8 protein-coding genes and 2 pseudogenes are annotated in these 12,117 nt (G+C 49.8%); 3 read left to right on the top strand and 7 right to left on the bottom strand.

The genetic code is table 11. The annotated features are described in order from the left end of the window. Nucleotides 1-27: 27 nt before the first annotated feature. From NSQ80_RS07900 to NSQ80_RS07910, 3 genes are all read right to left on the bottom strand, one after another. Nucleotides 28-987, bottom strand: coding sequence for a YqhG family protein (locus NSQ80_RS07900; RefSeq protein ID WP_009222858.1), 960 nt, complete (start codon nt 985-987; stop codon nt 28-30). A 9-nt stretch (nt 988-996) separates the two neighbouring features. Then, entirely contained in the window at nt 997-2,775 is a 1,779-nt protein-coding gene (locus NSQ80_RS07905) for an SNF2-related protein (RefSeq protein WP_339302005.1), read from the bottom strand. Between the two features lie 215 nt (nt 2,776-2,990). Beyond that, complete coding sequence (locus NSQ80_RS07910) at nt 2,991-4,037, bottom strand: 2,3-butanediol dehydrogenase (protein WP_323076302.1); 1,047 nt, start codon at nt 4,035-4,037, stop codon at nt 2,991-2,993. A gap of 482 nt (nt 4,038-4,519) precedes the next feature. On the opposite strand from NSQ80_RS07910, the gene NSQ80_RS07915 reads away from it, so the two are divergent. Then, nucleotides 4,520-7,105: an adenosylcobalamin-dependent ribonucleoside-diphosphate reductase gene (locus tag NSQ80_RS07915; protein ID WP_036643702.1), complete on the top strand. Its 2,586-nt coding sequence runs from the start codon at nt 4,520-4,522 to the stop codon at nt 7,103-7,105. Between the two features lie 93 nt (nt 7,106-7,198). On the opposite strand, the pseudogene NSQ80_RS07920 reads toward NSQ80_RS07915, so the two are convergent. After that, nucleotides 7,199-7,303, bottom strand: a pseudogene (locus NSQ80_RS07920) (IS3 family transposase); the annotation flags it as partial. 864 nt (nt 7,304-8,167) lie between these two features. Continuing rightward, on the bottom strand, nt 8,168-9,412 hold the full coding sequence (locus NSQ80_RS07925; protein WP_016312179.1) for an IS110 family transposase: 1,245 nt from the start codon (nt 9,410-9,412) through the stop codon (nt 8,168-8,170). A 405-nt stretch (nt 9,413-9,817) separates the two neighbouring features. Here NSQ80_RS07925 and NSQ80_RS07930 point away from each other — a divergent pair, with 405 nt between their 5' ends. Beyond that, complete coding sequence (locus NSQ80_RS07930; protein WP_339302006.1) at nt 9,818-10,366, top strand: hypothetical protein; 549 nt, start codon at nt 9,818-9,820, stop codon at nt 10,364-10,366. Nucleotides 10,367-10,793: 427 nt separating this feature from the next. Here NSQ80_RS07930 and NSQ80_RS07935 read toward each other — a convergent pair whose 3' ends face one another. Together NSQ80_RS07935 and NSQ80_RS07940 are read right to left on the bottom strand one after the other, a co-directional pair. Continuing rightward, nucleotides 10,794-10,991: a hypothetical protein gene (locus NSQ80_RS07935; protein WP_339302007.1), complete on the bottom strand. Its 198-nt coding sequence runs from the start codon at nt 10,989-10,991 to the stop codon at nt 10,794-10,796. 42 nt (nt 10,992-11,033) lie between these two features. Further along, a pseudogene (locus NSQ80_RS07940) lies at nt 11,034-11,420 on the bottom strand (manganese catalase family protein); the annotation flags it as partial. A gap of 217 nt (nt 11,421-11,637) precedes the next feature. Here NSQ80_RS07940 and NSQ80_RS07945 point away from each other — a divergent pair. Continuing rightward, a complete protein-coding gene (locus tag NSQ80_RS07945; protein ID WP_339302008.1) occupies nt 11,638-11,922 on the top strand; it encodes a DUF4231 domain-containing protein in 285 nt (94 codons plus the stop codon). The last annotated feature ends 195 nt before the right edge of the window (nt 11,923-12,117 follow it).

Below are 12,117 nucleotides of genomic sequence, written 5' to 3' on the forward strand. Positions count from 1 at the left end.
CTTTTAGCGAGATCCGTCTATTTCTCGTCACCTCGGCGAACGCAGATGAAAGATGCCGCAGCCCAAGGCGGATACGACAATTCTCGGCTCGTATTGCCAGCGGATTTCCTCCCGTCTCGCTTCGTATTGCTCGGTTGCGCCTTGCGCCCGCTCGGGTTCGGGATCCTTGATCAGATCCTTGTAATAGGCGTCGATCAGCGCCAGCTCATCGCTCAGCCGTTCGCGGGCTTCCTGTGCCCAGGTGTCATCGTAGGCCTGGATCTGTTCGGTCAGACGCTGCTCGAGTGCCAAGCGACCGGCATCCAAGGACAGCCGGGTAGGCTCGATATGGATATTCTCCGGCAATCGGGGGACCAGCGGCTTGCCCACGATCCGGGACTGAAATGATTCATCGACCTCGCCCGACAGTAAGGATACGCCGTAAAAATGCAGCTCCTCCCGCTTCATATCGCAGCAGAACTCCACCTTAAAGCAGACGCCCAGCCACGGCTCGTAAGCGGCGGGCAGCAAGGCCGTCCGCTGCCGCTGCCCCGGCTCCTCGAACAAGTACACATAGCGGCCGCCTTTCCGCGCCGCCTCAAAGATCTGCTTGAGCCGCGAGCTGCCAAACGCCAGCTCCTCGCGTTGAATCCGGCCGGGGCCAAGCACCGGCAACGGCCGGACCGCCCCAAAATAACGTCCCAGCAAGGTGTCCTCCTGGGCGTTTTCCATCTGCTGCCCGGCGTCCGCCTGCTCCTGAGCGGCTTTCGCCTTCTCGACCGCTTGGTGCGCCTCCGGGTCAAAAATAAACGAAAACGACATCGTTTCTGGCTCCGCCCCGGTCCGATCGATGAACCCCCAATAATAAGGGCGGTTCGTCAAATCGCGGTCGGCGCGGGGAGAGAGCTTCACCGTGACGTGATGGGGCGATTTTTCGAGAAACTGGCATTCCGTCGCTTCCAAATAAGTCATCACAAAATCGCGAATCTGCTCTCGGGTCATGGACATAACCGCAACTCAACCTCCCAAGAGCTGCTGCAGACCGCCGTTGTTCCCACGTTCTTCGGCTTCCGCATCCAGCTCGGATTTAATCGTATCGAATTCGCGTCCCAGCGAGTCGACACGGCTGGCGATTTCCTCGTCGCTGCCGGATTCCAGAATGATTTGGTAGAGGCTTTTTTCCAGGGAATGCTGCTTCTCGAACCGTTCCAAAATCACATCCAGATGGCCGATGACCATTTCGAACATATTGATCTTCTCATGCAGCAAGTGAAGGATATGCTCTTCGATCGTGCCCTTGGTGGACAGGTTATATATATGGACGTCATTGGTTTGCCCCAAGCGGTGGACGCGGCCGATCCGCTGCTCTACGCGCATCGGGTTCCACGGCAAGTCGAAGTTGATCATCTGGTGGCAAAACTGCAGGTTGATCCCTTCGCCGCCGGCTTCGGTGGCGATCATGACCTGGGCGCGGCCGCGGAACAGGTCCATCATCCAGTCTTTCTTGCCGCGATTCATTCCGCCCCGATACGGCACCGCCGTCATACCGCGCTCGCGAAAATATTTCAGCAAATACTCCTGCGTCGCCCGATATTCGGTAAACACGATCACCTTGTCGTTCATTTCGCGGATCAGCTCCATCGCTTTCTCCGCTTTGCTGTTGGCTTTGATCTGGCGGATCAGATCGACGAGATCCCAAATCCGGTCGCGAATCGGGGAGTCCGGAGCCAGCTTCTTCGACAAGTTCACCAGCGTGACAAACACAGCGTCGCGGCTGCTGCACACCTCGCGCTGCAAGGTGACGAGGGACAGCATGCTGTTGAGGTCTCCGCCGTTGGCATGATATTGGTCTTTGACAAAGGAAGTTACCCCGTTGTACAGGTTCTTCTCCTCCGGGGATAACTCCACGTCGATGTTGCGTACGATCCGCTTGGTGAACTCCAGATCACCGTCGCCGCGCCGGTTGCGGATCATCACCTTGGCCAGCTCATCCTTGAGCTGCTCCTCATTCTTCGGCAGCCGCTTATCGACGACGAAATTCGCAGCAAACTCGCTTTGCCCGCCCAGTTGACCCGGCTTCAGCAGCGTGATCAGGTTAAACAGCTCGCCGAGGTCGTTTTGCACCGGGGTGGCGGTGAGGAGCAGGCAATATTTTTTCCGCAGCTGCAGCATGAACTGATAATTCGACGTTTTCTTATTCTTCAGCTTATGGGCTTCGTCCACGATCACCAGGTCATATTCGTTGTTCAGCAAAATGTTCTTATGCGGGTCGCGCTTTGCCGTGTCCATGGATGCAACCACCACGTCGTTGTGCCAAGAATGCTCCTTCTTCTGGGCTACGGCCGGAATGCCGAACTTTTGGTTCAGCTCCCGTACCCATTGCAGCACCAAGGAGGCCGGCACCAAGATCAACGCTTTTTTCACTAATCCGCGCACGATATATTCCTTTAAAATTAAGCCCGCTTCGATCGTCTTCCCAAGCCCCACCTCGTCGGCTAAAATAGCCCGTCCGCGCATCTCGAACAGGACTTTGCGAGCGGTTTCGGTTTGATGGGGCAGCGGGGTGACGTTATTGAGATGCTTTAGGCACTGCATCTCCTCAAAGCTTGTGACAAGCGAAGCGGATTCGGCCTCAAGGGCAAGGTTAAACAGCTTCCAATCGTCCCAGGGACCGCCCTTTTGATGCCGGGTCTCCAGTTCGTTGAACCAGCTCCGGTCGAAGTCGATGGGAATCGGGGCGAGCAAGTCTGGCGACGCGGCCGGGTGGGGGGAAGGGCCGGAGGGATGTGGATTCATAGTGTAAAACCTCCCTTTCGGTACGTATTTGTCGGCTCGATTACGGAGAGAAAAGATCCGAATCTGGCAGATCTTGTGCTTAAATTGCAGACGTAGGTGTAGTATGGACGAAAAGGAAGGAGTTCATAACCTTGTAAGAGCAAGAGGGTGGTTTATCTCATTAAAAAAAAGCCGGCCGGGGATCATCTCCCTGACCGGCGATTGCTTGATCTATTTTACTCCGCTTTCACCAAGATTTTGATTTGATTCCGCTCTTTGAGGAGTCCTTCAAAGCCTTCATCGATGGCTTGATCCAGCTTAATGCGCTTCGTCACCAGCTTGTCCGCCGAGAAGTAGCCTTGAGCCATCAAGCTGATCACCGCCGGGAAGACGTCGCGGTAGCCGATAATGCCGCTTACGGTACGTTCCTTCATGACGATGTTTTGCGGATGGAGGGAGGCTTCCTTCTCGAAAATGCTGACGATCATCGTTTCACCGCCGATTTTGGTGGATAGGATCGCCTGGGTTAGCACGGGAGAAACCCCTGTCACTTCATAGGCTACGTCCACACCGCCTTGCGTGCGCTTGTGAATTTCTTCGACGGCATCGTATTCTTTCGGATCGATGACGATGGCGCCGAGCTCGGCAGCCTTCTGCTTCCGTTCCTCAGACAGCTCGACCGCATAGATTTCCGAAGCCCCTGAAGCCTTCAGTGCTTCGATCACCAGCAGACCGATCGGTCCGGTTCCAAAGACAGCTGCTTTGTCGCCCACTTTAAATTTACTGGAGCGGACTGCATGAAGTGCTACAGCGGATGGCTCAACCAGGGCGCCTTGCTCGAAGGATACCGAATCCGGGATTTTATGTAGCATTTGTTCCGGTACGTTGGCATATTCGGAGAATCCGCCGCCTCCGCCCGCCAGGCCGAAGAAGCCCATTTTATCGCAAAGATTGTATTTCCCTTGCTTACAAGCCTCGCAGGTTCCGCAGGCATAGATCGGTTCAACCACGACGCGATCGCCGACGGCCACGCGGGTGACGCCTTCGCCAACTTCAACCACTTGTCCGGAAAATTCATGTCCCATGACGATCGGCGCTTTATCTCCGCTTAACGGGTGGGTTTCCAGAGGGATAAAAATCGGGCCGGCTACATATTCGTGCAGATCACTGCCGCAAATCCCGCACCATTCCACCTTGATTTTCGCTTTGCCCGGTTCCGCTTTTGGCTCCTCGATGTTCTCCAGTCTTAGGTCCTTGACGCCATGCCATCTTAAAGCTTTCACTTGAACTCATCTCCTCGTAAGTTATGAACCTCAATTTCTAGTTTACTCCTTTTTGGGGGCAGGATTCCCATTGATTTGTTAAAATTGTGTTAATTCAAATCTAATAAAACTTAGGAGATGCTTCCCTGGTTTCTTGGAAATGGTTACAAAGCGGTTTTATAGTTTTGAGTCTGAAAAATAGAGAGAATTGAAGGAAACAGGGGGTTGGGCGAGATGTATTCGGATTAAAGCCTAAAATTTCACCCTGAACTGCTATGACAACGAGATATTGTATAGTATAATGGTATTCGCACACAATATATTGTGATTCATACATATGATATTACCGTTTACAGGGTGTGTGCCGCGGTGATCAAGCGGGCGATTTCCGGCTTGATACAGCGTTTTTTTCGTTTTTTTGCCTAATTTCGACTTTAGGAATCGAGGCGAATGACTGATTAATTAAAGGATACTCTGAATCAATTTTTAGGAGGGTGTTTTCTTTGAAAACTGTGCAAAAACAGCGCCTTGAGGGGCTAAGTGAGAAAATCTTCTTGGACCGGTACGCCTGGAAGGACGCGGATCCTAGCCACGCCAAAGTGGGCGATGTCGTACTCGTTCTGACGAAGGACGACCCAAAATTCCCGACGAAGGAAGTAGGGGAGGTTGTTGCCCGTGACGGCCGTAAGGTTACGGTGAAGACCCGCCGGGGCGATCTGGTGGAGACCGACGTCGAGAAGCTGACCCTCAATATCGAGAAAACGCCTGAAGAAATGTGGGACCGTCTGGCCAAAGCGATGGCTTCGGTTGAGGAAACGCCGGAGAAGCAGAAGGAATGGGAAGAGAAATTCCGTTATATTCTGGATGATTGGAAGCTTGTTCCGGGCGGACGGATTGCGGCTGGTGCCGGTGCCAGTGATGAGTTAACTTTGTTCAACTGTTATGTTATTCCTTCGCCGAAGGACAGCCGGGGCGGCATCATGGAGACGCTGTCCGAAATGACCGAGATCATGGCTCGCGGCGGCGGCGTAGGCATTAACTTGAGCTCCCTGCGTCCACGTCGTGCGATCGTTCGTGGCGTTAATGGCTCTTCCAGCGGTGCTGTATCTTGGGGCGGCTTGTTCAGCTACACAACCGGCCTGATCGAGCAAGGCGGCAGTCGTCGCGGTGCGCTGATGCTGATGATCAACGACTGGCATCCGGACGTGCTGGACTTCATCACTGTTAAACAGACGATGGGCCAAGTGACCAACGCGAACTTGTCGGTTTGCGTCAGCAATGCTTTTATGAAAGCTGTAAAAGAAGACCTCGATTGGGATCTGGTATTCCCGGATACAACTTACGAGGATTACAACGAGGTGTGGGACGGCGATCTCGATAAATGGAAAGCCGATGGACGTAAAGTGATCCACTACCGTACCGTCAAAGCGCGTGAGATCTGGCATACGATCATCGAATCGGCTTGGAAATCCGCTGAGCCGGGCGTGGTCTTCATGGAATACTACAACCAAATGTCCAACAGCTGGTACTTTAACCCGATCATCTGTACGAATCCGTGCGGTGAGCAAGGGCTGCCGGGCTGGGGCGTATGTAACCTGTCGGCGATGAACTTGTCCAAGTTCTACGATGAAGAGAAGCACGATGTGGCATGGGATGAACTGGCGACAACTACGCGTTATTCAGTTCGTTTCTTGGACAACGTCATCAACAAGACACCTTATCATTTTGAAGAAAACGAGAAGAACCAGAAGAAAGAGCGCCGCGTTGGCCTTGGAACGATGGGTCTGGCCGAGCTGATGATCAAGCTGAACATCCGTTACGGCAGCCCGGAATCGCTGGAATTCCTCGATAAATTGTATGGCTTTATTGCGAAGGAAGCTTACCTGGCCTCTGCAGATATCGCAGAAGAGAAAGGATCCTTCCCGGCATTTGAAGCAGATAAATTTTTACAAAGCGGCTTTATGAAGAACATGACGGAAGTGTATCCAGAAGTTGGTGAAGCTGTCCGCACCAAAGGGATTCGCAATGTCACGATCATTACCCAAGCGCCAACTGGCAGCACAGGGACGATGGTTGGCACTTCGACTGGGATCGAACCGTACTTCGCCTTCAAATATTACCGTCAAAGCCGTCTCGGCTTCGACGAGCAATTCGTGCCGATCGCGCAGGAATGGATGGACGCGCATCCAGGCGAACCGCTGCCGGATTACTTCGTAACGGCGATGGATTTGTCGGCGGAAGATCATATCCGCGTACAAGCGGCGATTCAGCGTTGGGTGGACAGCTCGATCTCGAAAACGGCCAACTGCCCGTCCGACTTTACGGTTGAAGATACGAAACGGCTGTATGAGCTGGCCTTCGACCTTGGCTGCAAAGGCGTAACGATCTACCGCGATGGCAGCCGCGATGTGCAAGTTCTGCAAACGGAGAAGAAGGAAGAGAAGAAAGAGGAAGCATCTGCTCAACCTAGCGCAGCGGCAACTCCACAACCGGCAAATGCTTCGGTTCAAGCCAGCAGCCCAAAAACCGGCGAACAATACAAGAGACGCCCGCAAGTGCTGCATGGAGCAACGTATAAAATCAACACGCCGTTTGGCATGGCCTATATCACGATCAATGACATGAACGGGACTCCAGGTGAGATCTTCTTGAACGTAGGTAAAGCTGGTTCTGACGTGTTCGCGATGGCAGAAGCCCTTGGCCGCGTCTGCTCGCTGTTCCTGCGTTACGGCGACCATGGCGAGAAGGTTGAGTTGCTGATTAAGCATCTCAAAGGCATCGGCGGTACGGGAGCGATCGGTTTTGGTCCTAACCGCGTTGAATCGATCGCGGACGCCGTCGCCAAAGCGTTGGAGACGCACGTACAAAACGGACCTTACGGCGACCACGACCCAGCGCCGGTAGCCGCAACGGTTGCACAGGAGACAGCACACGTTCACGGCACGGCAGACGGCTCGCATGGCGGCTACAGCCACGGCAGCGCACCGGCCACCTCGCGCGACCTGTGCCCATCCTGCGGCTCCGCCTCGCTGATCAACATCGAGGGCTGCAAAACTTGCAGCAACTGCGGGTATAGCAAGTGCTCGTAAGAATTAGATAAATGAATTTTTTCGAAAAGGCAAAAAGCCCGAAGCAAAATGGGGCTGCCCCCCTGATTTGAGACAGGGGTCAAAACACCTTTACTAAACAGCCAGTTGCCGAAATTCAATCGGTGACTGGTTGTTTAGTTTCGCTTGAATTCGAAATACGTTATAGTATGTGATATACTCTCGAGTGGTCTGCTCAACGTGTGTGTTGTCAGAATCGTTGAGAACTATTTCAAAAATGATGAGAGTGAAATTTCATAATTAATGAGAAACGCATAGATATGCATTAAAATGCATATTTTTTAGAAAATTCCCGCACTGTGATCATGGGGGCAAAAAGTCCGAAGCAAAACATACCGCTTCGGGCTTTTGTTTTTTCGGCAGGAAGTAAGTTCATTTAGTTAGAGGAAATACTTTTGAATGAAGATCGGGAAAAGTCTCGACGTAAAAAACTTCAATATGTTGATTGAGCAGATAATCTTTAGCGAACGGATTTTCGGTGAATCGTTAAAATCTGACCTTTACTTTGCAAAAATGTGAATGCATGGGGATAAAAAGTGGAGTGCTGCTCACGATACTCCAAAATGTACCTCGAATCAGGCGACCCGGATTATTACATCTGCGTGTCGTAATAAAAAGTTGAGGAGTAAGCACCACGGAACATCTATCGCTTTATACGGTATGTACAGATATCTTGCGTCTTGTTTCCTTTAATGCAAGCACATGAACTTTAGATGTAGATAATGGATTGTACTGACATGTGGTTTGGTGTAAAATGAGATATATGTAAAGAATTAGCATGTTTGTCGACACGCCAAGATATATTTACAAAAGTTATGTAATCAAACTTATTAGGTGATATGAGACTAGTGCATTTCTAAACTTAGCTTAATACAAGTCCAGCGGTATGATGTCAAGCTGTTGATTTAATCGAATTGGAAATTTCCCGTGCCTGTTGAGCGCGGAGTCACGAAAAAAGGGCGCATCAAACCAAACCCAGCCAAAAACCATGTCAGATACCAGATTTTTACTGGGAATTCGTGAAGGACTAAGGCAAAGGAGGCGTTAATCCTTGGCGCTATTCACCTTCCTTCGAGGCGTGTAGAGTTGGCCGCTGCGTAGCAGCACATCGACCAGACGCACGAGTTTTCTTGCCGTTAAGACGAGGGCGCGTTTGTGTTGATTCTTGGGCACTTCGTGATACTTCTTCCGGTAATATTCACCGAATTCTTCATCGCGCATCCTAACCGAGTTGGCAGCTTCAACGAGGTAGTAGCGCAGGAATCGGTTGCCGGATTTGATGCGGGCGGTGTCCTCCGCCTCGAAGACGCCGGACTGGTGCCTGCGCCACGTCAGACCCGCGTACTTGGCGACGGCGGCTTGATCCTTGAACCGTTCAATATCGCCGAGTTCGCCGAGCAGACCGGCTGCATAGACTTTGCCGATGCCGGGCACTGACAGCAAGCACTGAGCGCCTTGAATGCCGTCGAGGACCCGCTCGATCGCTTTGTCGAGATCCTTGAGCTGCTTCTGGATGCTGCGGATGGATTCGATGGAGGTGCCGAGCACCAGGTCAATCGAATCCTCCACGACCTTGGACAGCCGATAGGAGGCGCGGGCAGCTTGCTGAATGCAGCGGGCGACCCGCTCGGGATCGGGGAAACGATTGCGTCCCTTGTCCCGCAGATAGTCGGCCAGATCGGCCACGTCCATCTCGGCGATGTCATCGAGGCTGAACTTCTCGGAGAGCATCTCCATGAGCGCATGGCCAAACACGGAGCTGTCGACCTCGGTTGTAAACGCATTGCACTTGTAGAACAGGTTCTGCAAGAAGTACTGCTTCTCGCGAGCCAAGTTATGGACCAAGTGGAAACGCATGCGCGTGAGGCGTTGAAGGGCGACATACTGCTCCTGCATGACGATGGTGGTCGTCAGGCGGCCGAAGCGCAGGCGATCCGCAATGACCCAGGCGTCGAGCCGGTCGGTCTTGTCCATATCCGCATAGGCTTCTCTGAACTTGCTGATGAGCTTGGGGTTCAAGGTGAACACCTTGGCCTTGCGCTCTCGAAGCGCTGGATCCTGATGCAGGTACATGGCAGGGTGCCAGCTGTAGACGGAAGTGGCTTCCAAGCCGATGTGAATCTCGGTGACGGCCAACTTGTTCGCTGCAGCGACGATTTGGTCACGCAAGTGCGAGGCGCCATTCAAATTGTTTTTGACGGTGAGTGTCTCAAGCTTGTCACCGTCAGCGTTCATGAAACACGCTTCGAGCTCTTGCGAGCTCACGTCAATACCGACAAAAAGCTTCAAGTGAAATTCCTCCTTTCGCTAGGGATTCAGGGAATGGACGCTCCGGGATGCCTCCGGCGCACGCGCAGATCTATCACCCTCGCGTATGAGGACACACTTCGGGCCATGAGCTGCCCCGGATCTGCTAAAACCGGGCATGGGATGCCGAAGGGAACAGCCAGCGGGTAAGAAGCTCAGACGCGTACCGGAGAAACAGACTTAAGGAGTAGACGATGCTACTGGAGGCAGAAGGATTTCCCCGAATGGACCCTACGTTCCATTGTCCAGAGGCATACCGGAAAGTCCAGTCCCTGATGGAATTTTCAAAGAACAAGCTGGAAATTTGGAGGCTGTTTTCCATCCCCCGGGGGGATGGAAATGAACCTAAAAGAGCTTTTTAAAGATACTATACGAGGAGGTACTTAAGTGAAAAAATCTGAATTATCATCTTATATTTGGAAAATAATTTGGTTGGTCGGTTTGGTTATATTTGCAATTATTTCTTTTAATTATCAAACTCGAGTTCAACAAACTGTGGATGAAACATACAATTTTATCCCAATTATATGGATTGATTTGCTCATTACATTTTTATTTGGTTCGTCTATTTCTTCTTTACTTATAAAAATCTCATCTTCTCGTGTGTTGGGAGTCATTTCAGGTTTATCATTAGTTTCAAGCATTATTAACACTCATACTAATTCTACACAATATACTGCCAAAACACTTAAAAACTTTGATAATAGTGGGACTACAAAAGTACGACAAACCAAAGCAGAGCTTTCTAAAAATAATAGATTAGAAACTACCTCCCATACTTTTGATGTAAATTTTAGTATCGGCCACTATAGCTCCCCAGGTCAAAAAAAGTTAAACTTAAAGTGGACTTATTATGTTTGGAATGCTCAAAATATCTATAGCCCTGCTGTGGGCCAAAAAACCAGCAATATGTATTTTTCCTATACATCAGGCTAATTTACCTAGAAAGTGGAGGTTATCACATTGGGAATGTTCGGTTGCTTTGTTCTACTGCTTTGTTTACTCTTTCAAGCTGTATTTTTGATGAGAAGCAAACATAAACTTCGAGACTTATTTTTAATACTCGGGGTTCTATTTACACTGAATTCTATATTACTTCTTTATGGATATATTCAAACGATGCAAGGAGCAACAGACATTAGCTATTTATATGTTTTCAATTTAAATATGGATCAGGTTTTCCCATATTTCAAAACTTCACTTGGATTAGCACTGGTCAGCTTCACCATGTACCTTTTCAGAAAAGTTCAAGAAGAGGAAGAAGAATCATAGACTTTGAAAGAATGCAGTAACGTAAAAACAGGAGAGAAACAGAAAATCGCCGTTTCTCTCCTGTTACCGCGCTCCCTATTATCTCTTCACTTCAACCCGCCTGCTGGCCTGCTGCATCAATTCGTTCCTGCGAGGCGTTCGAGCACTTCTTGCAAACTTTCAGCTGTTGCCCTGCACTGGTGTTTTTGACATGCAGCAGCTTGATTCGTGTGCTTCCGCACACTGGACACGTTCCACGACCGCGCGAAGGTAAGTTCCAAAGCGATTTTCCACGTTTATTTTTGGCCATGATCAGATCCCCTTCAACGATAAAATAAGTTCATTTCAAAAATTAGAAGAATTTCTTATGCTCCCGATCCTCTTTCAGAATTTCTACCGCTTCACGGAACCGCAAGCTGTGCACGATTTCGCGTTCGCGCAGGAACTTCAGGCTGTCCTGGATATCCACGTCGTCGGTCATGTCGATGAGCCACTGGTATGTAGCCCGCGCCTTTTCTTCCACAGCAATATCCTCATACAAATCGGCAATCGGATCGCCTTTTGCAGCAATATATGTCGCCGTAAAAAGGACGCCGCCAGCGTTCTCATAGAACAAGGCACGATCGTGGTTCACATAATAGGGAGCCATTCCTGCTTCCTTAAGTTGTTCCACAGTAGCGTCCTTCGTCAGCTGGTAGACCATCGTGGCGATCATTTCAAGATGGGCGAATTCTTCTGTACACATTAGTTATCGTTTATGGATTAATCGTTAAAAGGAGATAAATACCCCATTGAACACAGGTCTATAGTCTTAGGCGTGTTTATGTATATTAAGCATTTATATAAAATATCATGATTTTTCTATGATTTCATTTCCACATATCGCCAATATAGGTCTTTTACTGTAGAATTAAATCGAAAAGAACTAGTAAATTTGTCATATGTTAGGGGATGCCATGGACATCACTGAAAAAGATTACTTTAAAGAAAGGCTTGATCAACAGATAGAATGGTACGATAAAAAGAGCCAAAATCATCAAAAAAACTATAAATGGGCCAAGAGAATTGAGTTTGTCTTAGCTGCTCTCATCCCACTATTATCAGGTTTTTCAAAAGATACTTCGTTCATTTCTATTTCTGTTGGTATATTGGGTGCTGCAATAGCGGTTATTGAAGGACTTATGAGCTTGTCAAAACACCATGAGAACGGATCGAGTACAGAAGCATTTGTGAGACTTTGAAACAAGAAAAGTACACATACTTAACGAGAACAGGAGTCTACAAAACTGAGAACCCATTTGCATTACTAGTTGAGCGAGTAGAAAACATTATTTCGAGAGAAAATGTTAACTGGGCCAATATAAATTCAAAAAAACCTGAAGCAAAAAAATAGTTAAACTTTTTTTGTACACTACTCGGGTCTGTCAAGATTTCTG

This window comes from Paenibacillus sp. FSL K6-2441, from assembly GCF_037964765.1.
GTDB classification, from domain to species: domain Bacteria; phylum Bacillota; class Bacilli; order Paenibacillales; family Paenibacillaceae; genus Fontibacillus; species Fontibacillus phoenicis.

What these genes read in the sequence shown, in the direction of transcription:
- NSQ80_RS07900 (WP_009222858.1), bottom strand. Translation starts at nt 987, where the DNA reads ATGTCCATGACCCGAGAGCAGATTCGCGATTTTGTGATGACTTATTTG.
- NSQ80_RS07905 (WP_339302005.1), bottom strand. Translation starts at nt 2,775, where the DNA reads ATGAATCCACATCCCTCCGGCCCTTCCCCCCACCCGGCCGCGTCGCCA.
- NSQ80_RS07935 (WP_339302007.1), bottom strand. Translation starts at nt 10,991, where the DNA reads ATGGCCAAAAATAAACGTGGAAAATCGCTTTGGAACTTACCTTCGCGC.
- NSQ80_RS07945 (WP_339302008.1), top strand. Translation starts at nt 11,638, where the DNA reads ATGGACATCACTGAAAAAGATTACTTTAAAGAAAGGCTTGATCAACAG.